At 61.0% G+C, this 22,895-nt stretch carries 19 protein-coding genes and 1 pseudogene; 8 read left to right on the top strand and 12 right to left on the bottom strand.

Features of this window, described 5'->3' with window-relative positions; all coding sequences use genetic code 11:
• Positions 1–14: 14 nt before the first annotated feature.
• The 7 genes from OS035_RS12320 to OS035_RS12290 all read right to left on the bottom strand — a co-directional run bounded on the left by OS035_RS12320 (position 15) and on the right by OS035_RS12290 (position 7,209).
• Positions 15–1,088, bottom strand: a complete 1,074-nt coding sequence (locus OS035_RS12320; RefSeq protein WP_331813759.1) for a hypothetical protein — start codon at positions 1,086–1,088, stop codon at positions 15–17.
• A gap of 290 nt (positions 1,089–1,378) precedes the next feature.
• Positions 1,379–2,503: a hypothetical protein gene (locus OS035_RS12315; protein ID WP_331813758.1), complete on the bottom strand. Its 1,125-nt coding sequence runs from the start codon at positions 2,501–2,503 to the stop codon at positions 1,379–1,381.
• Positions 2,504–2,727: 224 nt separating this feature from the next.
• On the bottom strand, positions 2,728–3,948 hold the full coding sequence (locus OS035_RS12310; protein ID WP_331813757.1) for an MFS transporter: 1,221 nt from the start codon (positions 3,946–3,948) through the stop codon (positions 2,728–2,730).
• A gap of 128 nt (positions 3,949–4,076) precedes the next feature.
• The gene (locus OS035_RS12305; protein WP_183777966.1) at positions 4,077–4,559 is read right to left on the bottom strand and encodes a GNAT family N-acetyltransferase; all 483 of its coding nucleotides are present in this window, start codon (positions 4,557–4,559) and stop codon (positions 4,077–4,079) included.
• Positions 4,560–4,599: 40 nt separating this feature from the next.
• Positions 4,600–5,805, bottom strand: coding sequence for a 3-oxoadipyl-CoA thiolase (gene pcaF, locus OS035_RS12300; protein WP_331813756.1), 1,206 nt, complete (start codon positions 5,803–5,805; stop codon positions 4,600–4,602).
• 10 nt (positions 5,806–5,815) lie between these two features.
• Positions 5,816–6,505, bottom strand: coding sequence for a CoA transferase subunit B (locus tag OS035_RS12295; protein WP_310805612.1), 690 nt, complete (start codon positions 6,503–6,505; stop codon positions 5,816–5,818).
• Positions 6,502–7,209 carry a 3-oxoacid CoA-transferase subunit A gene (locus OS035_RS12290; protein ID WP_331813755.1) on the bottom strand — a complete coding sequence of 236 codons (708 nt, stop codon included), beginning with the start codon at positions 7,207–7,209 and terminating at the stop codon, positions 6,502–6,504. Before OS035_RS12290 ends, OS035_RS12295 begins: the two co-directional genes overlap by 4 nt.
• Before the next feature lie 153 nt (positions 7,210–7,362).
• Here OS035_RS12290 and OS035_RS12285 point away from each other — a divergent pair, with 153 nt between their 5' ends.
• Entirely contained in the window at positions 7,363–8,121 is a 759-nt protein-coding gene (locus OS035_RS12285; RefSeq protein ID WP_183777960.1) for an IclR family transcriptional regulator, read from the top strand.
• A gap of 157 nt (positions 8,122–8,278) precedes the next feature.
• On the opposite strand, the gene OS035_RS33580 is transcribed toward OS035_RS12285, so the two are convergent.
• The gene (locus OS035_RS33580; protein ID WP_442967698.1) at positions 8,279–8,407 is read right to left on the bottom strand and encodes an alkaline phosphatase family protein; all 129 of its coding nucleotides are present in this window, start codon (positions 8,405–8,407) and stop codon (positions 8,279–8,281) included.
• Between the two features lie 228 nt (positions 8,408–8,635).
• On the opposite strand from OS035_RS33580, the gene OS035_RS12275 reads away from it, so the two are divergent.
• From OS035_RS12275 to OS035_RS12245, 7 genes are all read left to right on the top strand, one after another.
• Positions 8,636–9,559 carry an ArsR/SmtB family transcription factor gene (locus OS035_RS12275; RefSeq protein ID WP_097625507.1) on the top strand — a complete coding sequence of 308 codons (924 nt, stop codon included), beginning with the start codon at positions 8,636–8,638 and terminating at the stop codon, positions 9,557–9,559.
• A gap of 210 nt (positions 9,560–9,769) precedes the next feature.
• A complete protein-coding gene (gene arfA / locus OS035_RS12270) occupies positions 9,770–11,278 on the top strand; it encodes an arabinosylfuranosidase ArfA (RefSeq protein WP_331813754.1) in 1,509 nt (502 codons plus the stop codon).
• A 194-nt stretch (positions 11,279–11,472) separates the two neighbouring features.
• A complete protein-coding gene (locus tag OS035_RS12265; RefSeq protein WP_097625509.1) occupies positions 11,473–13,377 on the top strand; it encodes an ABC transporter substrate-binding protein in 1,905 nt (634 codons plus the stop codon).
• A 119-nt stretch (positions 13,378–13,496) separates the two neighbouring features.
• A complete protein-coding gene (locus OS035_RS12260; protein WP_131711530.1) occupies positions 13,497–14,501 on the top strand; it encodes an ABC transporter permease in 1,005 nt (334 codons plus the stop codon).
• 3 nt (positions 14,502–14,504) lie between these two features.
• A complete protein-coding gene (locus tag OS035_RS12255; protein WP_097625511.1) occupies positions 14,505–15,362 on the top strand; it encodes an ABC transporter permease in 858 nt (285 codons plus the stop codon).
• A gap of 1 nt (position 15,363) precedes the next feature.
• The gene (locus tag OS035_RS12250; RefSeq protein WP_097625512.1) at positions 15,364–16,353 is read left to right on the top strand and encodes an ABC transporter ATP-binding protein; all 990 of its coding nucleotides are present in this window, start codon (positions 15,364–15,366) and stop codon (positions 16,351–16,353) included.
• Positions 16,350–17,162, top strand: a complete 813-nt coding sequence (locus OS035_RS12245) for an ABC transporter ATP-binding protein (RefSeq protein ID WP_183777957.1) — start codon at positions 16,350–16,352, stop codon at positions 17,160–17,162. Before OS035_RS12250 ends, OS035_RS12245 begins: the two co-directional genes overlap by 4 nt.
• Before the next feature lie 69 nt (positions 17,163–17,231).
• On the opposite strand, the gene OS035_RS12240 is transcribed toward OS035_RS12245, so the two are convergent.
• From OS035_RS12240 to OS035_RS12225, 4 genes and pseudogenes are all read right to left on the bottom strand, one after another.
• Complete coding sequence (locus tag OS035_RS12240; RefSeq protein WP_331813753.1) at positions 17,232–17,978, bottom strand: hypothetical protein; 747 nt, start codon at positions 17,976–17,978, stop codon at positions 17,232–17,234.
• A 152-nt stretch (positions 17,979–18,130) separates the two neighbouring features.
• Positions 18,131–18,289 (bottom strand): annotated as a pseudogene (locus tag OS035_RS12235) (type II toxin-antitoxin system TacA family antitoxin); the annotation flags it as partial.
• A gap of 137 nt (positions 18,290–18,426) precedes the next feature.
• The gene (locus tag OS035_RS12230) at positions 18,427–20,544 is read right to left on the bottom strand and encodes a carboxy terminal-processing peptidase (protein ID WP_331813751.1); all 2,118 of its coding nucleotides are present in this window, start codon (positions 20,542–20,544) and stop codon (positions 18,427–18,429) included.
• A gap of 228 nt (positions 20,545–20,772) precedes the next feature.
• Positions 20,773–22,734, bottom strand: coding sequence for an elongation factor G (locus OS035_RS12225; RefSeq protein WP_331813750.1), 1,962 nt, complete (start codon positions 22,732–22,734; stop codon positions 20,773–20,775).
• Positions 22,735–22,895: the final 161 nt, after the last annotated feature.

The following is a 22,895-nucleotide window of genomic DNA, read 5'->3' as shown; positions in this document are numbered from 1 at the left end:
GGTTTTCGCTCTCCTCACTGGCACTCGCCAATCCGCTTGACCTGAACGTCGGTTGTCGGCTGCGGCATGTCGTTGTCGCCTTCGTAGACCTCGTTATAGGAGATCTGGCCGGTGAAACTTTCACCGTAATGTTCCGGTTGCAGATAGAGCCCCCATGACGTCCCGATGCCGCCGTGGTCGCATTGCGCGCTCATCTGAACACCGCTGTCGTAAAAGCGGATCTTGTCGATCAGTACGCATTTGACGCCCGAGGGTTTGGGCATCAGCGGCAACGTGTCCGCGGTCATGTCGCTCTTGATGCAAATGTCGCGGCTGGCGTCCACGACCTTCATTTCCGTATCGGTACGCTGAAGGGTCTTCCAGGTGAATCGCCAAAGACCTCCCCATTCCGGTCGCTCCGTCGGGGTGCCGTCGGCGCTCGCCGGCGGGCTTTCCCGGGGTGTCGAGGCATCGGCCGTCTCCAGCGCCAGCCGGCGCGAGAACCAGGCCCCGATGATGTTAAAGTCATTGAAGGTGATGTGATAGGGCTTCAGGATCTCATCCTGCTGCGCGAGCGCCGTGCCGGCCACCGAAACCTTGCGGCCGTAATAGACCTGTATCTCCCGAAATTTTTCCTCAGGCATCGGCTCGGTCTCCCGAAGCGGCGCCTGCTTCAGCACAGACTGGGCAACATCGCGCCCATGCGCCGCATAGGTGCCCTGCGCGTCCTCGGCAAAATAAGCGCCGAACATCTCGATCATCGCAAAGGTCTGATCCTGTTTCATCCGCTCAGTAAAGGCGGCGCCCGCCGCCTCATAGCCAGCCTTGTCCGTCCCGAATGTCTTGAAGATCGCCTCGTGATCGCCATCCGGATCGAGGAACATCGCGTAGGTGATATGGCCGTATGTCCGGTAGTCGATGCCGTTGACCGGTTCGAGCATCTTCATGTCAAAACCGCCACGGCTCACGGCGATCTTCGGCGGTGATGTCGGCGACGGCTTTTCAATGCCCGCCGGGGCCGATTGAGATTGTGCGCAGATCGAAGAGGGCAACGAGGCAGCCATCGCAAGCGATAGCGCTGCGACACCGGCAAATGAAGGACGCGACATGGTGTTTATCCTCATGGAGCCAGGGACAGTGCAGCAGGTCGACGGCTGCTGATCCGCCCCACGCCGCTCGTCGCAGAAGGGAGCTGGCGGGCGCGGGCTCTCATAGGAGCAATCGTCTTTCTATCGATCACCCCACTCGTCGCCCCGATGATGTTCAAAAATTTCTCTCCTGCGAGCCGTTTCCGCCAAGTTAGATATGAAGCCGGTGCAAAAAGGAAAGGGCAATCATAACCTTGTATCTACTTCAACGTGCATTGAAACTGGCTCCTCCTGCACGCGCGCTATTGCTGTCAAGCCGTGCCGGAGCCCGCGACATAGCTGTCGTTGGCGGCATTCTGGATCATCGCCATGGCGATCGGTGGAAAGACAAAGCTCCAGATCCCGAGCCAGCCAATAGAAACCAACGGTCCTTGGCCAGCATTGCGTGCGCGATCGTTGAGGAGATCACCGAGGGTCATGACCAGGACGGCCAATCCAAGCGGCACAAGGACCGCGATGAGCATGGCCGCAAGCGGCGTGACCAGACGCTGAGACTGCGCCGCACCCGCCAGCTCCCCGTGGATACGGTAGACCCAAAAGGCAAAATAGATAAAGACGGCGACAGCAATGCCGATGGCGAGAAGTGCTGGAAGCAAGGTGATGGGGGAGGAAGTGACGTCGAAAACATTCGCCTGAAACAGATAGATGCCGAGCCCCATCAGAAAGCCGAGGATCGGCGGGATGCTTAGGATGAAAGCGACCAGGAGAGGGGATCGCCGGCGCGGCGTCAGCGGCCGGTGTCGCGGGCGCGGAGCTTCATCGAAGGTTAGGTGCCCGGCCGGCAGCAGCAATATGACAGCGAGGAGCAGGCAAGCGAGGAAACCCAAAACGACGGGCAGACCACCTGGATCGAATTCGGTCAACCACGAAGCGCCGATCGGAGCGACGGCCGAGATCAGGATCGTCGTTGACAGGAGAGTGAGAGCGCAGCCGAAGTCGATTTTGCCTGGCCGCCCGCTTACCAGGAAGATGGCGATCGCCAGCGGAAAAACGGCCCGAACCGTGCCCAATGCCAAACCAATTAGAAACAGAAACGCCGGCGAGCCCCAAAGTGCCGGCGCAGGCAGAAAACTGATGGCGACCACGGCGCAGATAACCAGCGGGTAAATCAAAGCCGATCGCGCATGCCGGCTCGCGACGACAAACGCCAGGAAGGCGCCGACACCCCAGCCGAGTGTGGATCCGGAATAGAAGATCCCGATCGTCTGAGCGCTGCTGCCGGTCATTTGCGAAATCAGGGGAAGGATTGTGCTGAGCCCCTGTCCACCGATCGCCAAAAGAAGCGAGGACAAAAAGAGAGCCCAATAGCGATAGGTGCTGAGAAAATCGGCCAGCGTCCAATCGGTATTGCCGGAGGGGGCAGACGTGTTTGCCATGAGTGAAACTTGCTCTTAATTCAATTTTGACACAGCATCCGGATCACCCAACAGGTTTTACAGACAGACGAGATACGGCCTAAAGCTGCAGCAAGAGCGTCAGGAACGCGCATCTCAACCGGATTCTCGACTAAACTGTGTGGCGATTCTGACCACTCTGAAACACATTTATATAAGTGGCAACCGTACGATGTATTTCCCTTGGGCAGATGAGTTCCCTGAATTCAACCTTCATCACGACGTGACCCGACGGCCGGCTGCGGCTTCTGGCGCACGAGTGGCGGGAATGCCAGCGCGATCGCCGCAGCCCCGAGGCCGACCATCGCCGAGCCGATGAACAGCCAGGAATAATTGGCGAAGGTGTCGAAGATCCAGCCGCCGATAAGAGGGCCGAAGGCCATGCCAAGGCTGGAGAGCATCGTCGCCGCGCCGAGGACGGTGCCAATGATGCGCTGGCCGAAATACTCCCGCGCCAGTACCGCATAAAGCGGCATTACGCCGCCATAGGCGCTGCCGAAGACGATGGCGAGTGCATAAAATTGGGTCAGCTCGCTGACGAGGAGATAGGTCGCAAGAGCGCCCGCCTGCACCAGCAGTCCGGCGACCAGCACCGGCTTCACGCCGATCCTGTCGGCAAGGGTGCCATAGAGCAGCCGGCCACCGAGGCCCGCCAAGCCTTCGACGCTGTAGATGCTTACAGCCGCCATCGGGGCGACGCCGCAGATGGTCGCATAGTTGACCATATGGAAGATCGGGCCGGAATGGGCCGCACAGCAGGCAAAGAAAGTCAGGCCGAGTACGATGAATTGCGGCGACCGGAAGACTTTCGACAGCTGTGGGGCGGCCTCCGCGGCAAACTCGGTGCCGGCATCGGCGGTTTCGGCCGGCGGGCGCCGAACCAAGAGGGCCACCGGCACAAGCAGCACCCAGGTTGCAATGCCGATGATCAGCATGGCGGGGCGCCATTCATAGGCCGAGATCAGCCAGCGTGCGAAAGGCGAGATGGTCATCGGCGCAACGCCCATGCCGGCGGAGACGAGCGATACGGCAAGGCCGCGGTTTTCGTCGAACCAGGCGGTTGTTGCCGCGATCATCGGCGCGAAGAAAGCGCTGGCGGCGAGGCCAACGAGGATGCCGTAAGTCAGCTGGAACTGCAGCAGCGTTTCGGCCCGGCTCGCCAGAACCAGCGCCAGGCCGAGCAGCACCGAGCCGATCATCACGACGATGCGCGGGCCGAAGCGGTCGCTGGCCGCCCCCCAGAGGAAGCCGCCGACGCCCATGACGATGAAATTCAGCGTCATCGCACTGGCGATCCCGACATGCGACCAGCCGGTGGCGGTGGCGATCGGTTCCTGGAAAATCGCCAGCGAGAACATCGCGCCGATGGCCACGCACGACATCAACGCGCCGACGGCAACGATGACCCAACGATAGGAAACACCCATGGCTTCAAACCTCCATGCCGACAGAGTGATTGCGACACACGGCTCTTCCGCCGCACTCCTCGCGATCTAAAGACGTTCGGACTGCTGCGATTTCGACAGCGCGCTCACATCTTTTTTCCCGTGCAGTCCTATAGGGTACGAAACATCACCAGTGCGTCGACATAACCCTCACTCGGATGAAGGAAAACGCCGGGAAGGCGGCCGACGATTTCGAAGCCGAGGGATTGCCAGAGCTCAACGGCGCGGCGGTTGCTGCTGACGACGAAATTGAACTGCATGGCGCGAAAGCCGCGGGCGCGAGCGTGCTGCAGGGAATGGTCATGCATGCGGCGGGCAACGCCGCGGCCGGCCGCGGCAGGATCGGTCATGTAACCGCAATTGCAGACATGCCGGCCGCCGCCGGCCTGATTGGCCTTGATGTAATAGCTGCCGAGGATGACGCCATCCTCTTCGGCGACGAAGGTCTCGCGGTCCGGCCCCATCCAGTAGGCGAGCGCATCGGCTTCGGAGAGATCGCGATCGAGCGCATAGGTCTCACCGGCGCGGATCGTCGGGCCGATGATCCTCCAGATGGCATCTCGATCGTCGTTTTCTGCGAGTCGGATCAGCATGCCCGATTTCTACAGAAGCCGGTCACCGGGCGCAACGCTCTCAGACCCTTTCGAGTGCGATCGCGATGCCCTGCCCGACGCCGATGCACATGGTCGACAGCGAATATTTTCCGCCGCTCTCGACAAGCTCGAGCGCCGCCGTGCCGGTGATGCGGGCACCCGACATGCCAAGCGGATGGCCGAGCGCGATCGCGCCGCCATTGCGGTTGACCCGTTGATCGTCATCGGCAATGCCTAGCGCCCGCAGCACCGCCAGCCCCTGGCTGGCAAAGGCCTCGTTGAGTTCGATGACGTCGAACTGTTCCTGGGCCATGCCGAGCCGGGCCATCAGCTTGCGCGAGGCCGGGATCGGCCCGACGCCCATCACCCGTGGCGGAACGGCGGCGGAGGCGCCGCCGAGGATGCGGGCGATCGGCGTCAGGCCGTATTTTCGCGCCGCCGCTTCCGAAGCGACGATCAGCGCCGCCGCCCCGTCATTCACACCGGAGGCATTGCCGGCCGTCACCGTGCCGCCTTCCTTCTTGAAAGGTGTGGCGAGTTTTGCCAGCGTCTCGATCGTCGTCGCGCGCGGATGCTCATCCTTGTCGACAATGACGGGCTCGCCCTTGCGCTGCGGGATGGTGACGGTGACGATCTCCTTCGCCAGACGTCCACTCGCCTGGGCGGCGGCGGCCTTCGCCTGGCTACGCACCGCAAAGCTATCCTGGTCCTCGCGGCTGACCTTATAGTCCTCGGCGACGTTCTCGCCGGTCTCCGGCATGGAATCGACGCCGTACTGCTTCTTCATCAGCGGGTTGACGAAGCGCCAGCCGATCGTCGTGTCGTGAATCTCGGCCGCCCGCGAAAATGCCGTCTCGGCCTTCGGCATGACGAAAGGCGCGCGCGACATGCTTTCGACGCCGCCCGCGATCATCAATTCGGCCTCGCCTGCGCGAATGGCGCGCGCCGCCGTGATCACCGCATCCATGCCGGAGCCGCAAAGCCGGTTGATCGTCGTGCCCGGAACGGCAATCGGCAGGCCGGCCAACAGCGCCGACATGCGCGCGACATTGCGGTTGTCCTCGCCTGCCTGGTTGGCGCAGCCGAAGATCACGTCGTCGACGGCTTCCCAGTCGACACCGCCGTTCCGCTGCATCAGCGCCTTCAGCGGAATGGCGCCGAGATCGTCGGCGCGCACCGGGGCGAGCGAGCCGGCGAAGCGGCCGATCGGCGTCCTGATATAGTCGCAGATAAAGGCTTCGGTCATGGCTTTTCCTTTAGAGTTTCGGGACGACGAGGTCGGCAACCGGCCCCACGACGTGCAGCGGCGCACCTGTCATCGCCTGCAATTCCTCCTGCGACATCGCGGCCAGCTTCTCCCGCAGGACGAAGCGCCCGTCGACGATGTCGATGACGGCATGGCTGGTATAGACGCGGGTGATGCAGGCCACACCGGTCAGCGGGAAGGTGCATTTCTCCACCAGCTTCGGCTCACCGGTCTTGGTGACGTGCTCGGTGATGACGCAGACCTGCTTGGCGCCGTGCACCAGATCCATGGCGCCGCCGACCGCCGGCACGCCCTTGCTGCCCACCCGCCAGTTGGCAAGATCGCCGCTCTGGGCGACCTGATAGGCGCCGAGGATCGCGACATCGAGATGACCGCCGCGCACCATGGCGAAGCTGTCGGCATGGTGGAAGAAGGCCGCGCCCGGTTTCAGCGTCACCGCCTTCTTGCCGGCATTGATCAGGTCCCAGTCCTCCTCACCCTCGGGCGGCGGCTCGCCGAAATTGAGGATGCCGTTTTCCGTGTGGAAGATCGCTTCGCGGCCGGGCGGCTGATAGCGGGCGACCATTTCGGGAAAGCCGATGCCGAGGTTCACATAGGCGCCGTCGGCGATATCCTGAGCGGCGCGCCAGGCGATCTGCGCATTGGAGAGCTTGATGTCTTCTCTAATATCGACGGTCATACGTAGGCGACTCCAGCTCGAATGAGCTCTTCTTCCTGCTGCGGGCGGGGGACGGTGACGACACGGTCGACGAAGATGCCGGGTGTCACCACATGCTCGGGATCGATGCCGCCGGCCGGCACGATGGATGAAACCTGGGCGATGGTCTTTGCCGCGGCCATGCACATCAGCGGATTGAAGTTGCGGCCGGCCTTGTTGTAGGTGAGATTGCCGTGGTTATCGCCGATCTCGGCTTTGACGATGGCGAAATCGGCTTTCAACCAGCGTTCCTGCACGTAATGGCGGCCGTCGAATTCTGCGATGACCTTGCCGTTGGCGAGTTCCGTGCCATAGGCCGTCGGCGTGTAGAAAGCCGGAATGCCGGCCCCGCCGGCGCGAATGCGCTCGGCAAGCGTTCCCTGCGGCACCAGCTCAAGCTCGATTTCTCCGGCCAGATATTTGTCCGTGAAGGCGCGCGGATCCGACGAACGCGGGAACGAGCAGATCATTTTTCTGACCATGCCGGCATCGATCATCGCCGCGATGCCGATGCGGCCGTTGCCGGCATTGTTGTTGATCACGGTGAGGTTCTTCGGCCCGCGGTCGATCAAGGCGTGAATGAGCTCTATCGGCGCGCCCGAGCCGCCGAAACCACCGATCATGATGATCGCGCCGTCGCCGATCTCGGAGACGGCCTCGGCCGTGCTCCCGACTGTCTTGTCCATGCGGGATTTCTCCTTGGCTGATCGAGAACTGGTTCCTCCCGTCCTCCAGTGTCAGGCATAAAGCGGGACGGCACGCGCGGCAAGAAATTTGTGCGTTATTTGACTTTTGTTCGTATATCGCACATATTCGATAAATCGATTAGGGGACCGAACATGCGCGAAACGGACTTTGTCAGCGGCTTCGCCCGCGGCCTGAAAGTCATCGAAGCTTTCGGGGAAACGCGGCAGCGGCTGTCGATTGCCGAGGCCTCGAAGCTGACGGAGCTCGACCGCGCCACCGTGCGCCGCTCGCTGCTGACGCTCGCCGAGCTCGGCTATGCCGATTATGACGGCAAGTTCTTCACCCTGACGCCGAAGATTCTGCGGCTCGGCCATGCCTATCTCGCGGCGACGCCGCTGCCGGCGCTGCTGCAGCCGCATCTCGATCATCTCTCGGAAGGCGCCGGCCAGAGCGCCTCGGCCTCGGTGCTCGACGGCACCGAAATCGTCTATATCGCCCGGGCCTCGCAGCGCCGGGTCATGTCGATCAATCTCACCCCCGGCAGCCGCCTGCCCGCCTATTGCGCCTCGATGGGCCGCGTGCTGCTCGCGGCGCTCCCCGAAAACGAGGCGCGTGCCGTCCTTGCCCGTAGCGAGCTGAAACAAAATACGCCGAAGACCCGAACCGACCCTGAGGATCTCGTCGCCGAATTCCGCCGAGTGCGCGCCGAGGGTTATGCGATCATCGACCAGGAGCTGGAGATCGGCCTCTGCTCGATCGCCGTGCCCGTCGAAAACGACCGCGGCGAAACGGTTGCGGCAATCAATATCGGCGCCCCGGCCGCCCTCGTCCCGGCGGCGGAGATGAAGGAGCGCTATCTGCCATTGCTGAAGGAAACCCAGGCGACGTTGCGGCCGCTGCTGCGCCGGTAACGGCAAGCACGGAAAAAGGGGCGGCCCCGGTCAGCGCCGGGGCAATTGTCAATGCGTCAGGTCGAGCGCGGCCGTGAGGTCACCCATCGGCGGCTGGCCGTCCGGCAGCACCGGCAGATCGTAATGCGCGGTGATGAAGCGGATGATCGATGACGTGCTATTGGGTGTGATCGACGATGCCGTCCTTGGCGAAGGGCGAGATGATGAAGGCCGGAATTCGGTTGCCCGGCCCCAACGATCGGCCTCGGCGGCGCGACGTGATCCCAGAAGCCGCCGTTTTCGTCATAGGTGACGATGACGAGCATGTCGCCCCGGGCTCCTCTCGAGATGGGAGACGATATCGGCAAGATGCTGGTCGCCGCTCGATTGCAGATCATCAATCAGTGGGAGACCCGTTAAAACCCGCCTCCTAGAATTCCCAATCGCACACATTATCACAGTCGGCGCAGGCGTCCCTACTTGATGTATCACAATTCTCGATATACATCATTCTATCGGGAACGATGGGGATATAATGGAACGTTCGTTTTTAACGATTGCGGCCGGGGAGAATACTGAGGCAATCCGGGCGCTTTCGGCGCCGGCGCGGGTCGAGATGCTCAAGCTGCTCTGCGCCAAAGGGCCGATGAATATCAATGATATCGCGCAGGCGCTTTCCCTGCCGCAATCGACTGTCGCCACCGGCATTCAGATTTTGGAGGAGGCCGGCCTAGTCGAATCCCGGCTGGCCAAGGCGCGGAAGGGGAACCAGAAGATCTGCTCGGCGGTCTATAGCGAAATCCTGATCAGCTTCGAGGAAAGTGCGGCGCAACGGGCCAACAATATCATCGAAGTCGAGATGCCGGTGGGGCTCTACACCAGCTGCGACGTGCATGCGCCCTGCGGTCTTTGCTCCAGCGAAAGCGTCATCGGCCCTCTCGACGTTCCCGATTATTTCCTTGATCCACAGCGTATGCAGGCCGGGCTCGTGTGGTTCGGAAGGGGTTATGTCGAGTATAAATTCCCCAACAATGCCAAGGTCTTGAACAAGGATATCCGGGCTATCGAATTCTCTTTGGAGCTGTCGTCGGAGGTGCCCGGCACCAATGCGGACTGGCCCTCCGACATCACGCTCTGGGTCAACGGCATGGCGATCGGCACCTGGACGTCTCCAGGCGATTACGGCGACAAGCGCGGCGCCTTCACGCCGGCCTGGTGGAAGCTCGAAGGCTCGCAATATGGGATGATGAAGACCTGGCGCATCTCGACGCGCGGGACCTTCATCGATGGGGTCGCCGCCTCGAATGTCACGCTCGCCGATCTGGCGCTCGGCCAGCACTCTTCCATCCGGCTGCGCGTCGGCATCGCCGAAAATGCCGGCCATACCGGCGGCGTCAATATTTTCGGCCGCGGCTTCGGAAATCACGGCCGCGATATCATCATGCGGCTGCACGTGTGATCAATCTATATCGGAGATGCTGATTTAAAAATCACGCGATTTTCCGAATTCTACGAAATAGAAAATCGATTAACATTATGAAATTACGTGATATTTTCCGGAAATCAGATTAGTATGATAAAATCCGCAGGCTGGTTGACAGAACGACATTCCTGATATCAAGTTGGAGGCAAGAAAACAAAATTTCTGATACATAAACGGGAGGATCCGTTGAAGACCAATGTCGTTGCCCACCGCGATTTCCGCATCGCGACCATTGACGCCAGGCTCTACAGTTCATTTCTGGAGCATCTCGGCAGAGCGATCTACGGGGGCATCTATGAGCCCGGACATCCGACGGCCGACGACGACGGATTCCGCCGCGACGTGCTCGATCTGGTGCGAGATCTCGACACGCCCTACTGCCGTTATCCCGGCGGCAATTTCGTCTCCGCCTATAATTGGGAAGACGGCGTCGGCCCGCGTTCGGAGCGCCCGGTTCGCCTCGACCTTGCCTGGCGCACCCGCGAAGCCAATCAGATCGGCGTCAACGAATTCGTCGACTGGTGCAAGAAGGCCAATACCAAGCCGATGCTCGCCGTCAATCTCGGCTCGCGCGGCCTGGATGCGGCCCGTAATTTCCTCGAATATTGTAATCATCCGGGCGGCACCTATTATTCCGATCTGCGTCGCAAGCACGGCTGGACCAATCCGCACGACGTCAAATTGTGGTGCCTCGGCAATGAGATGGACGGCCCCTGGCAGGTCGGCCACAAGTCGGCCTATGAATATGGCCGGCTGGCGGACGAGACGGCCAAGGCCATGCGCGGCTTCGACAAGTCGCTGGAACTCGTGGTCTGCGGCTCGTCCAATTCCGATATGAAGACCTATCCCGATTGGGAGGCTCAAGTCCTCGAGCAGTGCTACGACAGCGCCGATCATATCTCGCTGCATATGTATTTCGCCAACCGCGAGAAGAATACGCTGAATTATCTCTCCCGCGCGACTAAGCTCGATCGTTATATCACCACGATCGGCGGCGTAATCGACTATATCAAGGCAAAAAAGCGCTCGAAGAAGACGATCGGTATTTCCTTCGATGAATGGAACGTCTGGTACCATTCCAACCAGCAGGACAAGGAGATCCTGGCACGCGACGAGTGGCCGGATGCGCCGCATCTGCTTGAGGACGTCTATAATTTCGAAGACGTGCTGCAGGTCGGCGGCATCCTGAACACCTTCATCCGCCGCTCCGACCGGGTGCGCATCGCCTGTATCGCCCAGCTCGTCAACGTCATCGCTCCGATCATGACCGACGACGGCGGTGCCGCCTGGCGCCAGACGATCTATTACCCCTTCTACTACGCTTCCCGATATGGCCGCGGCGCAGCGCTGCAGCTGGTCGTCGATGGCCCGACCTATGACAGCGACGAGGAGAACGACGTTCCCTATCTCGACGTCTCGGCGGTCCATTCCGAGGATGGCAAGACGCTGACCTTCTTTGCCGTCAACCGCCATCCGAACACGGCGCTCGATCTCGATGTGCGGCTGGAAGGTTTTGGGGCCGCGAGCGTCGTCGAGCAGGTGGAAATGACCCATAGCGATCTCGAAGCCGTCAACACGGCGGGGCGGCAAGATACGGTCGCGCCTGTCAAAGCCGACAGCGCCAAGATCGAGGACGGACGGTTGCGGGCGGCGCTGAAGCCGCTGTCCTACAACGTCATTCGGCTGTCGGTATGACAGCCGCCGCCGGGTAAGGCCCATTGCCCCCGGCTGAAGAGGTTCGGCTCGACTGCGAGGAGGCAGACGGCCGGAGGGATGGTTCGCTAGAGGCGGCCTGGACCTGAAGTCCCGACGTCTCTGCAAACCGACAACCGCGACGTGCCCATGCTGCCTTTGCGGCCGCCGTATCGTCGCTTTCTAGGGAGGAGTTCATGCAACAGTTGAAGAGGCTCGCATTTGGCGTCGCGCTGGCCGCACTCGGCCTGACGGCGGCGGCCAAAGCCGATGACTATACCTCCTTGCCGCGCAAGGAGACGCTCATCGTCGAAAATCCGGAAGGGACGATCAAAAATCCCGGCTGGTTCAATATCTGGGTCAATGCCGGCGCCGGTGTCTCCACCGGTCTGCAGCAGCTGACCATGGATACGCTCTGGTATATCGACCCCGAGCAAGGGCTTGGCGGCGCGACCTGGGACAATTCGCTGGCCGCCGACAAGCCGCAATATAATGCCGACTTTACCGAAATGACCGTGAAACTGCGCAAGGGGCTCTTCTGGAGCGACGGCGTCGAGTTCACGGCCGACGACGTGGTCTATACCGTCAAGACCCAGATGGATCATCCCGGCATGGTCTGGAGTGCTGCCTTCTCGGTGCAGGTGGCAAGCGTCGAGGCGACCGATCCTCAGACCGTGGTGTTCAAGCTGAAGAAGCCCAATTCGCGCTTCCACGCCCTTTTCACCGTTCGCTGGAACGGCGCATGGATCATGCCCAAGCATGTGTTCGAAAAGGTCGCCGATCCGCTTCGCTACGATTTCGCCAATCCCGTCTCGCTCGGCGCCTACAAGCTGAAGGCCTACGACCCTCAGGGCAAGTGGTATACCTGGGAGAAGCGCGACGACTGGCAGAAGACATCGCTTGCCCGCTTCGGCGAGCCGGCCCCGAAATATGTGACTTACGTCGATCCCGGCCCGCCGGATAAACGCACCATCGCCCAGCTCGAGCACAATCTCGATATCATCCACGACAATACGCCGGAGGGCATGTTCACGCTGAAGGAGAAATCCAAGTCGATCGAGACTTGGTTCCCGGGCTTCCCCTTCGCCCATCCGGATCCGACGCTGCCGGCTGTGATTTTCAATACCCAGGATCCGACCTTCAACAATCCCGACGTGCGCTGGGCGCTGGCCCTGCTGATCGATATCAAGGCCGTCGACATGGCGAGCTATCGCGGCACCGCGACGCTGTCGGCACTCGGTGTGCCGCCGACGGCGATCGCCATGAAAGACTATCAGGCACCGATGCAGGATTGGCTGAAGGATTTCGAGATCGACACCGGCAAGCAGAAGATCAAGCCCTACGACCCGACGATCGGCCAGCAGGTCGCCGATCTCCTGCGCAAGCAGCCGAAGTTCAAGGACCAGATCCCGACCGATCCTGAGGCGATCAGCACGGCCTTCGGCTATGGCTGGTGGAAGCCGAACCCGCAGGCAGCCGCCGAGCTGCTTCAAAAGGCAGGCTTCAAGAAGAGCGGCGGCAAATGGATGACCCCTGATGGTCAGCCGTTCAGGATCCGGATGACCGTCGAGGGCGACACGCGCTCCGTCTTCACCCGGGCAGGCACGCTGATCGCCCAGCAATGGGCTGCCTTCGGCATCGATGCCAAGGCCGTGCCGACGACCAACCTGTGGCAGGTTGCACTGCAGCCTGGCGATTTCCAGGTGGCGATTGCCTGGAGCGTCGAGACATGGGGCGGCGATCCCGACCTGTCGTTCTTCCTCGACAGCTGGCACTCGCAGTTCGTGGCCAAGAAGGGCGAGAACCAGCCGCCGCGCAACTGGCAGCGCTGGAGCAATCCGGAGCTCGACAAGATCATCGAGACCATCCGCGGCATCAGCGCCGACGATCCCAAGGGCATCGAGCTCGGCAAGGATTATCTGAAGCTGGTTGCCCGCGAAATGCCGACGATCCCGCTGATGTCCTATAACGTCTTCACCTCGATGGATACGACGTATTGGACCGGTTATCCGACGATCAAGGACCCCTATACCGACCCGGTGCCGAACTGGGCCAACTCCAGGCTGATGATGGTCAAGCTGAAGCCGGCCCAACCGAAATAATCCTCCCAACGCCGGCGCTTTAGCCACGCGCCGGCTCCTTGTCGGCGGGCCCTGCCCGCCGATCCTTTCCTTCGATCCTTTCCCGGCGATGAAGGGAACCAGAGAGGAACCACTGCCTTATGACGCCCTATCTGATCTTTGTGCTGAAGCGGTTCGGTCAGTTTCTGCTCGTCGTCTTTCTTGGCGTCAGCATCACCTTCTTCGTCACCCACCTGACCCCGATCGATCCGGTCGAAGAGAGCATAGGAGCTATCACCCAGATGGGGCAGTCCGATCCGAATGCGATCGAACTGATGCGCCAGTCGCTGCGCGAGCTCTACGGCATGGAGGGCTCGATCTGGCAGCAATATCTGCACTTCTGGCTGCGGCTTGCGACCGGCGATCTCGGCCCTTCACTGTCGGCCTTTCCGACACCCGTTTCGACGATCATTCTGCGGTCCCTGCCCTGGACGATCGGGCTGATGACCGTCTCGACGCTGATCACCTTCGTGCTCGGCAATGCGCTCGGCGCGCTCGCCGGCTATTACCGGAAGAACATGGTGCTGAAGGCCGTCAGCCTCGTCTGCATCGCCCTGCTTCCCATTCCCTATTATATCCTGGCCTTCGTGCTGCTCATCCTGTTCGGCTATCTCTGGCCGGTGCTGCCGATCAATGGCGGCTACGAGATGAACGCCAATCTGGATCTCTCCTTCGCGCTGGTGCTCGATATCCTCGAACACTCGATCCTGCCGGCCCTGTCGCTGATCCTGGTGGGAGCCGGCAGCTGGCTGATCGGCATGCGGGCGCTGGTGTCCAACATCATCACCGATGATTACGTCGTCTTCGCCGAGCTCGGCGGCGTTCCGAAGCGGAAAATTCTTCGCTCCTACATCGCCCGCAACGCCATGGTGCCGCAATTCACCGGGCTTGCCATGTCGCTCGGGGCGATCTTCAACGGCACCGTCATCACCGAAATCGTCTTCGGCTATCCCGGCATCGGCAACCTGCTGATTTCGGCGGTGCATGCCGGCGATTACAGCCTGGTGCTCGGCCTCAGCGCCTTGTCGATCGTCGGCGTCGCCGCCGCCGTCTTCATCATCGACATTCTGAGCCCGCTGATCGACCCGCGCATCAAGGTGGAATAGGCCATGTTTACCATCATCCGCGACCTCGCACGTCAGAACCTGGAATTTCTCTGCGGCCTGCTGCTCTTTGCCGTCATCGTCGGGTTCATCATCCTGTCCTATTTCTCGCCCTACGCGCCGACGGACATCTATCTTCTGCCGCCCGACATGCCGCCCGACGGCGACTATTGGCTCGGCACGACATCGCGCGGACAGGACGTTTTCTGGCAGCTGACGACCGCCCTTCGCAACACCTTGTATTTCGGCATCGGCGTCGCCTTTCTCTCGCGCATCATCTCGCTGGTCGTCGGCCTCGTCGCCGGTTATGCCGGCGGCACGGTCGACCGGGTGCTGATGGCGATCAACGACAGCATCATGGTCATCCCGCAATTTCCGCTGCTGATCCTGTTCTATTTCGTGCTGAAGGACAGCATGACCTGGACGGTGCTGATCGTCATCATGGCTTCGCTCGGCTGGTCCTACGATGCGCGCCTCATCCGCTCGGTGGCGATCGGCCTGAAGACCAGGCCGTTCACCACCCAGAGCGTCTATTCCGGCATGAGCATGCGCAAGATCCTGGTCGAGGAGCACCTGCCCTATGTGCTGCCGATCGTCTTCGCCACCACGATGAACAACATGATCTGGTCGATCGGCATGGAGATCACCCTTTCGGTGCTCGGTTTCACCGATATCGAGACGCCGACCATGGGCATGATGATCTACTGGGCCAATGCGCATTCGGCGCTGATCGCCGGAATATGGTGGTGGGTGGCCGCCCCCGTCGCCGTCATCGTCATTCTGTTCCTGGCGCTCTTCCTGCTGTCGATGTCGATGAACGAATACAATGATCCGCGCAGCCGGCTGAACCGGATGGGAAGTTAGCATGGACCCTTTGGTCGAAATCGAGAACCTGAAAGCCTATTACCGCGCCTTCCTTTTCGGCGTCGACCGCGAAGTGCGCGCCGTCGACGATATCAGCCTGACGATCGGCCGCGGCGAGGTCTATGGCGTTGCCGGTGAATCGAGCAGCGGCAAGACGACGCTGATCAAAACCATCGCCGGCGCCATCCGGCCGCCGCTCAGGGTCGTCTCGGGCAGCGTCAAATTCCATTTCGCCGGCGGCACGCAGGATATTTACGCGATGAAGCCGGAGGAGCGCATGGCGCTGCGCTGGAAGCATCTGTCCTATATCATGCAGGGCTCGATGAACGTGCTCAATCCGGTGCGCCGGATCCGCCATTCCTTCACCGATTTCGCCTTTCGCCACATGGCTGTCAGCAAGCCGGTCTTCTTTGAGAAGGTCGCAACCCATCTGCAGCGGCTGAAGCTCGATCCGCATCTGCTCGACGCCTATCCCCACGAACTCTCCGGCGGCATGCGCCAGCGCATGACCATTGCGCTCGCCACCATCCTGACGCCTGAATTCATCATCGCCGACGAACCGACCACTGCGCTCGACGTCATCGTTCAGCGTGACGTGCTGTCGATGATCCGCGAAATCCAGCGCGAGATGGGTTCGTCCTTTCTGTTCGTCACCCATGATATGGGCGTTCACGCGACGGTTTCCGACCGCATCGGCATCGTTTATGCCGGACGTCTGGTCGAGGAAGCGCCGACCGCCAAACTCTTCAGCAAGCCGCTGCATCCCTATACGCAGCATCTGGTCGGCAGCCTGCCGCGCATCGGCGATGCGACAACTAGGCCGTCGCTGGAGGGGCGCCCGCCGAACCTCGCCATGCCGCCCGAAGGCTGCCGCTTTCACCCGCGCTGTCCGAAGCGGATGGACATCTGCTCGCAGAAGGTGCCGCCGCTCGTCACCGTCGAGCCGGGGCGTCGCGTCGCCTGTTTTGCAGTTACGGGAGATCAGGTTTGACCGCTCTGCTTCACCTCTCGCATGTCACCAAAGTCTACCGCCAGGGCGGCATGCTCGGTCGGCGCCTGATCACCGCGGTCAAGGATGTCAGCTTCGAAGTTGGGGAGGAGCCGGAGATCCTGTCGATCGTCGGCGAATCCGGCTCGGGAAAATCGACGATCGCCGCGATGATCCTCGGGCAGACCGCACCGACGGAAGGGCGGCTGGAATTCTCCGGCAAAACCGTCTCGATTCATAGCCGATCCGAACGCAAGGCCTTCATGAAGGAGGTCCAGCCGGTTCTGCAAAACCCATTCGAAGCCTTCAATCCGCTGAAGCGGGTCGACCGTTACCTGTTCGAAACGGCCCGCAATCTGTCGGGCCCGGGAAAACGGATAGACCGGAAAGAAGCCGAGCGCATGGCCGATGCGGCGCTTACGCATGTCGGCCTCACCCTCGAAGAAGTGAAAGGCCGTTTCCCCCACGAACTCTCCGGCGGCCAGCTTCAGCGCGTCGCCATCGCCCGTGCGCTGATCCCGCAACCCCGCCTGCTGGTCGCCGACGAGCCGGTCTCGATGGTCGATGCATCCCTGCGCATGGCGATCGTCAACCTGTTCGGCCGGCTGAAAAACGAACTCGGCCTGTCGATCATCTACATCACCCACGATCTCGCCACCGCCTACTACGTCAGCGACAACATCATCATCATGCGCAAGGGCGAAATCGTCGAGCGAGGCCAGGCCCGCCCCGTGCTGGATAACCCGCAGCATCCCTATTCGCGGGCGCTCAAGGAGGCGGTGCTGGCGGCGGATTTCAGCCCGGCGATGTAGGCTCATCCCACGGCGCCTTGGTGTAGGCATGACCTGTTCGGGGCGTTTTCTATAATTCCATGGCAACCGCTAACGATTAAGCTCGTCGAAAAAAGCAACGATTGGCTCACAATCAGCGCGAACAAGAGCGAGTCCGCTTATCGCACGCTCGGAAACGGGGACGAAGCTCTGGGCGAAGTAGGACCAGTTGTAGAACTTGTCCCCACCACCCTGCCTGACCACGAGCACTGCGTGAAACGCGAACTGGTAGTCGGTGGAACCGCCGCCGTTTGTAAACGGTGTCTGCATCCTCAAACCCGCCAATTCAGTCCATCGGCTGACTGCCTTGTACCGCCCGAGATAATCCTTGGGCACCTGCACGCAATAGGGATGTGAACCGGCGACCGCGAGTGCACGCCATTCCACAATCTTGATGTTGAGGACCGACCAAAGAAATAGGCCGGCAATAGGCCCAGCAACCGACGATATCACCACCATATGCAGCAGTTTGACCGCCCGCGCGCTATCGATCCTGCCTGGCGCGAGCGCAAGGATCGGCAGATCGACCAGGCCCGCCAGCAATACAAACAACCAGATGGCGGGACTAAACTGATCCGTCACCCATACCATTAGAGCAACAACCAGATTCATCCCGAAGTGCACAGCGACGGCTCGCCTCATTAAGCGAGAAGCCGGTTGATCCAGAATAAGGGCACCGACCGAAATGGCAAAAGCCACAAGCGGACCCGAAAACCACAACAGACACATAAGGACAGTGGTGAGGTCCCAATCGTAGTAGGCGATCGGGTGGACTGACCAGAGAAAAATCCCTGCCATCAAGGAGCACCAGCCGCAGAGCAGGATTAGGCGGAATACCGGCAATGGTCTCGAAGGTGCCGACACGGAGGACGCGGTCATGTTTCTTTGACCAGATTTTTCATTAGCGATTTCGAACGTCAGAAGGGACGCCGCGGTGCTGGCGGCGGATTTCAGCCCGGCGGTGTAGGCTCATCCCACGGCGCTTTGGTCGACATGGTCCGTTTCAGGCGGTCATTGGGCTTTGCTGGCGCGTCGAGGCGGGCAAGGTATTCGGCATAGATCTCGGGGCTGACCGTGAATATGGTCCGCTCAAGCAGCACTTCCGCACTTTTGTTCCTGGGCGAGGAGGGCATGGGAAACTCCTGTCTGGAGCAGACACATAGCGCAACGATGCTCATCTCTACAAGCGCTGTAAAGATGGCGTCGCTACGCGCTTTGTCGGCTATCTCTCACCCAGCCGGTGTGCCTATTTCCCGTCCGCCTGTCCCGCTGGTTTCGTGGCTGCATTCAGCACGCCGTCCTGCAAGCCCACCTCGTCTGCAAGAATCGCGGCGGCCTCGTCGAGCAGGACGTCTTTTGCGTTCTTGCGGGCGTTTTCGAGGGCGATATCGGCGCTCAGGCTGCGCTCGCCCGCCTCCAGGCCATCATCGCCAGCGGGGTTGTCGCCATCGCTCGCCTGCGCCCGCTCCTTGAAGCGCTTCTCGCGCGCCGCTGCTTCCTTGCGGCGTTCGGCTTCATTCAGGGAGACGATGCCTTTCTCGCGCTGCGCCTTCAGATCGGCAATGTCTTTCACCAGGCGCTGGAAATCCGGATCGCCCTTGACCCGCGCATCATGGCGGCTTTGCAATGCCGGCAGCAAGGCCGTGACATTGCCCTCGGGCGCGTATTTCGCCGGCTTGATCTCCGCCCATGGCAGGGCATTGTCATAGCTGGTCTCGCCGAAGCTTGTCGGATCAGACAGTCCCGGCAGGCTGATATCGGGGGTGACGCCGCGCAGCTGCGTCGTGCCGCCATTGACCCGGAAGAACTGGGCGATCGTCACCTTCAGCTCGCCATATTCGGGCTTGCTGTTGTGAACCATCTGGTCGAGATCGACGACCGTCTGCACCGTGCCCTTACCGAAGCTGGCTTCGCCGACAATCACGCCGCGGCCGTAATCCTGGATGGCCGCGGCAAAAATCTCCGAGGCCGAGGCAGAGCCGCGATTGATCAAGACACCCATCGGGCCTGACCAGACAGGCTCGGCAAGATCCGAGCTTTTGACCTCGATCTTGCCGTCGCTGCGGCGCTGCTGAACGACCGGACCCTTGCCGATGAAGAGGCCGGTCAAATCGATCGCCTCTTCCAATGAACCGCCGCCATTGTTGCGCAGGTCCACGAGAACGCTGTCGACCTTTTCATCCTTCAACTCGCCGAGAAGCTTGGCGACATCGCGGCTGGCGCTTTTGTAATCCTTGTCGCCTTTGGCCTTGGCTTCAAAATCCTCATAGAAGACCGGCAGGGTGATGATGCCGATCTTGCGCTCGGTATCGCCGACTTTCACGGTCTGCACGGTCTTCCTGGCGGCCTGCTTTTCCAGGCTGATCTTGTCGCGCACCAGGCTGACGACGCGATGCGTGGCATCGGCGCCGGCATCGGCCGGCAGGATGTCGAGGCGCACGACGGAGCCTTTTTTCCCGCGGATCATCTGCACGACTTCATCCAGCCGCGTGCCAACCACTTCCTTGATCGGCCCATTCTTGCCCTGACCGACGCCGGTGATGCGGTCGCCGACCGCAAGCTTGCCGGAAAGCTCAGCCGGCCCGCCGGGCACCAGCTCACGGATCGTCGTATAGTCGTCGCGCTCCTGCAGCACCGCCCCGATGCCGAACAGCGAAAGCTTCATCGATACATCGAAATCGGCCGAAGCGGCCGCGCCGAAATAATCCGTGTGCGGATCGATCGCATTCGAATAGGCGTCCATGAACGACTGGAAAACGTCGTCGCTCTTGAATTTGTAAGCGCGCTCGAGCGTGTTTTCATAGCGTTTGTCGAGCGTTTCGCGAATGGCCGCATCGGCCTTGCCGCCGAGCTTCAGCCGCAGCCAGTCGCTCTTGACACGCTTGCGCCAGAGATCATCGCTTTCTGCTTGCGACTGCGGCCAGGGCGCTTTCTCGCGCAGCACCGAATAATTGTCCTGCCCGCTGAAATCGAAATCCTGCTTCAGCAGGCTGCGCGCATAGGTCATGCGGTCGACGACGCGCTGTTCATAGGCGTTGAAGATCGCAAACGGGATCTTCAAATCCTTCCGCTCGATCGCATCGTCGATCTCGCTGCGCTCAGCCATGAACTTGTCGATATCGGCCTGCAGGAAAAGCATGCGGTCCGGATCCAACGACTTGATGAACCCATCCATGACCCTGGCCGACAAGGCATCGTCGAGCGGAACCGGCTTATAGCTATAGCGCGAGAGAAATTGCGCGCTCAACTGAGCGGCTTCCGCCTGTCGCTCCAGCGGCGCCAAAACCGGCGGCGATGCGACTTCAGCGGAGGCGGACTGTACGAGTGCAAGAAATGCACCGAGAAAAACGTAAGCTATGCGCATGCAGCGTTGATCCAATTCTTCATGCCGAGGGTGGAGGTGTGAACTAAGTGAGGCAATTGTGGTTTTTTGGCAAGCAGGGAGGAACTTCGTCTGGGCAGCCGCAAAACTATCCGAGCTGATCGGTCAGGAGGCCCTGAAGCGTACCGGAGCGAAATCGTTCAGCGAGAACGGCTCGTATCGGACGTCCGGCAGCATATCTGCGCGCGAGCATGAAGTGGCGCGAAGGTTTCAGTGTGCGGTGCCTGGTTTCTCCTTTGCCCTCACAATGGCGTCCGCTTCCTTGCCGTATAGCTCCTCGAAGTGATCGAAGGTCTTGGAAAAATAACCAATGCCCTGCGTCGCCGAGCGCAGCGCCCGCGCCAGTTCCTCAAGTGCGCCACCCGGAACGAGCGCGCGGAAGATGTCCCAACCCTTGGCGGTTTCATCCCGGTCGAAGCCGAGAACCTGGCCGTTGAGGGCGGAGACGATCTGGACGAGGCTGCCCGAATAGACCGACGGAATGTGAATCTCGCTGCGGAAGACCGGCTGCATCAAGACGGTCGATCCCTCGGCAAGCGCCTGACGCACCCCCATTTTCGACGCAGTCCGGAAGGCGTGTTCCGAACTGTCGACGGCATGGTGCTGACCATCCGACAGCGTTACGCCGACATCGATGACCTCGAAGCCGAGCGGTCCTTTCTCCATCGCTTCGCGCGCGCCTGCTTCGACGGCGGGGAAGTAATTGCGCGGAACGGCGCCGCCCTTGACGGTTTCGCCAAAGGTAAAACCCTCGCCGCGCTCGTTGGGGTGGATGCTCAGCTTCACATCCGCGAATTGCCCGGCACCACCGGTCTGTTTGCGATGGCGGTAATGAACCTCCGATGGTTTCGTGATTGTCTCGCGGTAGATCGGGCTGGGCGTTCGGTCGGTCACGGAGATGTGAAAGACTTCCGCCAGCGTTCGGCAAAGTTCACGCAAATGTACCGGCCCCTGGGCGCGGACGAGTTGAGCGCCCGTGCCTTCCTCCTGCAAGACTTTCAGGCCGCGATCCGTCTCGGAAAGTTTTGCCAGCGTTTCGGAAAGCTTGTTTTCATCGCGCTCGCTGCCCGGAATCAGGATCCTTTCAAGCATCGGCGTGGGTGGTTCCGTCCACTCAGGCGGGGCGATCACCGCGCCGGCGGTCAAGAGCGAAGGGACGCGCAGATGGTCGGACTTGACGGTCGCGAAGACATCCCCCGGCGCAGGCAGAACCGCCGAATTGGACCGCCCGTTTGCGAGATTTTGGACGGCGCCGAGGCTGGAGCCGCCCAGTGATGCGCCTTGCCGCAGTCCCTCGCCAAGTGCGCGCACGAGCACCGTCTTGCCGACATTCTGGCGATGATAGGCATGGAAGCTCACGGCCATCAGCTTGCCTTCATCGACAGTTCCCGCATGAGCGAGACGCTGCCTGAGAATCCCGACCGGCGGCGCCTCATGGCGCAACGCCTTCATCAGCCTCATCATGCCGTTGCCGTGACTTGCGGCACCGATCAGGACCGGGATAATCCTGTTTTCGCTCAGAACCCGTGATGAAATGGCATAGAGCGCGTCGCTGGGTGGCTCGCGGTCCTCGATCAGTTCCTCGAGAAGCCAGTCATCGAATTCGGACAGATGTTCCAGGAGCTCGGTGCGCGCTTCGTGCTCGCGTTCGGCAGTGCTTTCGGGGATTGCGATCAGCGCTGAAGTCTGACCTTCCCGGTAGCGCCACGCCCGTTCCGAAATCAGATCGCAACTGCCTACGATCCTGTCCGCCTCGCGGATCGGGATCTGGCGAAGCAAAAGGGTGTGGCTGGCGTAGTCTTGAAGCGCGGCGATCACATCCCTCAACCGCCCCCTCGGTTCGTCCATCCGGTTGACGAAGAGGATGCAAGGCGTCCCCGAGGCTTCGATGATCCTGAGATAGGGCGCGGCGAGCACAGCCTCCTCGGGTGCCGATGAAACGCACAATATGCAGGCGTCGCTGGCAAGAAGCGCGTGCTGCGCATGCGCCAACGCTTCGTTGGGTCCTGGCGCATCCAATGCACACCACGCCTCGTTTCCGAAGATGAACTCTGTGAGGTTCAATCCATAAGGGGAGCTGGATTTTCTCGGCGTCCCCTCCAGCGAGCCGAGCTTTTCCACGACTGTCGATTTTCCGGTCTGCGAGGGTCCAAGCACGGTAAAGCAGCGCATCGGCATTCCTCCAACTGCCATAAACACAATTTTCAGCCATCACAGGATGCCCTGAACCGCCGCAAGGCGCCAGAGGTGTTCAGTTTCACAACGCTTTGACTTGCATTAAGCCTGCTCAAGCAGGGTTTCGATTTCAGCGTGAAGGAAGATTAGCGGTGCTG

The organism is Rhizobium sp. 268 (assembly GCF_036571585.1).
GTDB classification, from domain to species: Bacteria; Pseudomonadota; Alphaproteobacteria; order Rhizobiales; family Rhizobiaceae; genus Rhizobium; species Rhizobium redzepovicii.
The sequence above is the reverse complement of the archived record's forward strand: the minus strand, read 5'-3'. Positions and strand labels throughout refer to the sequence as shown.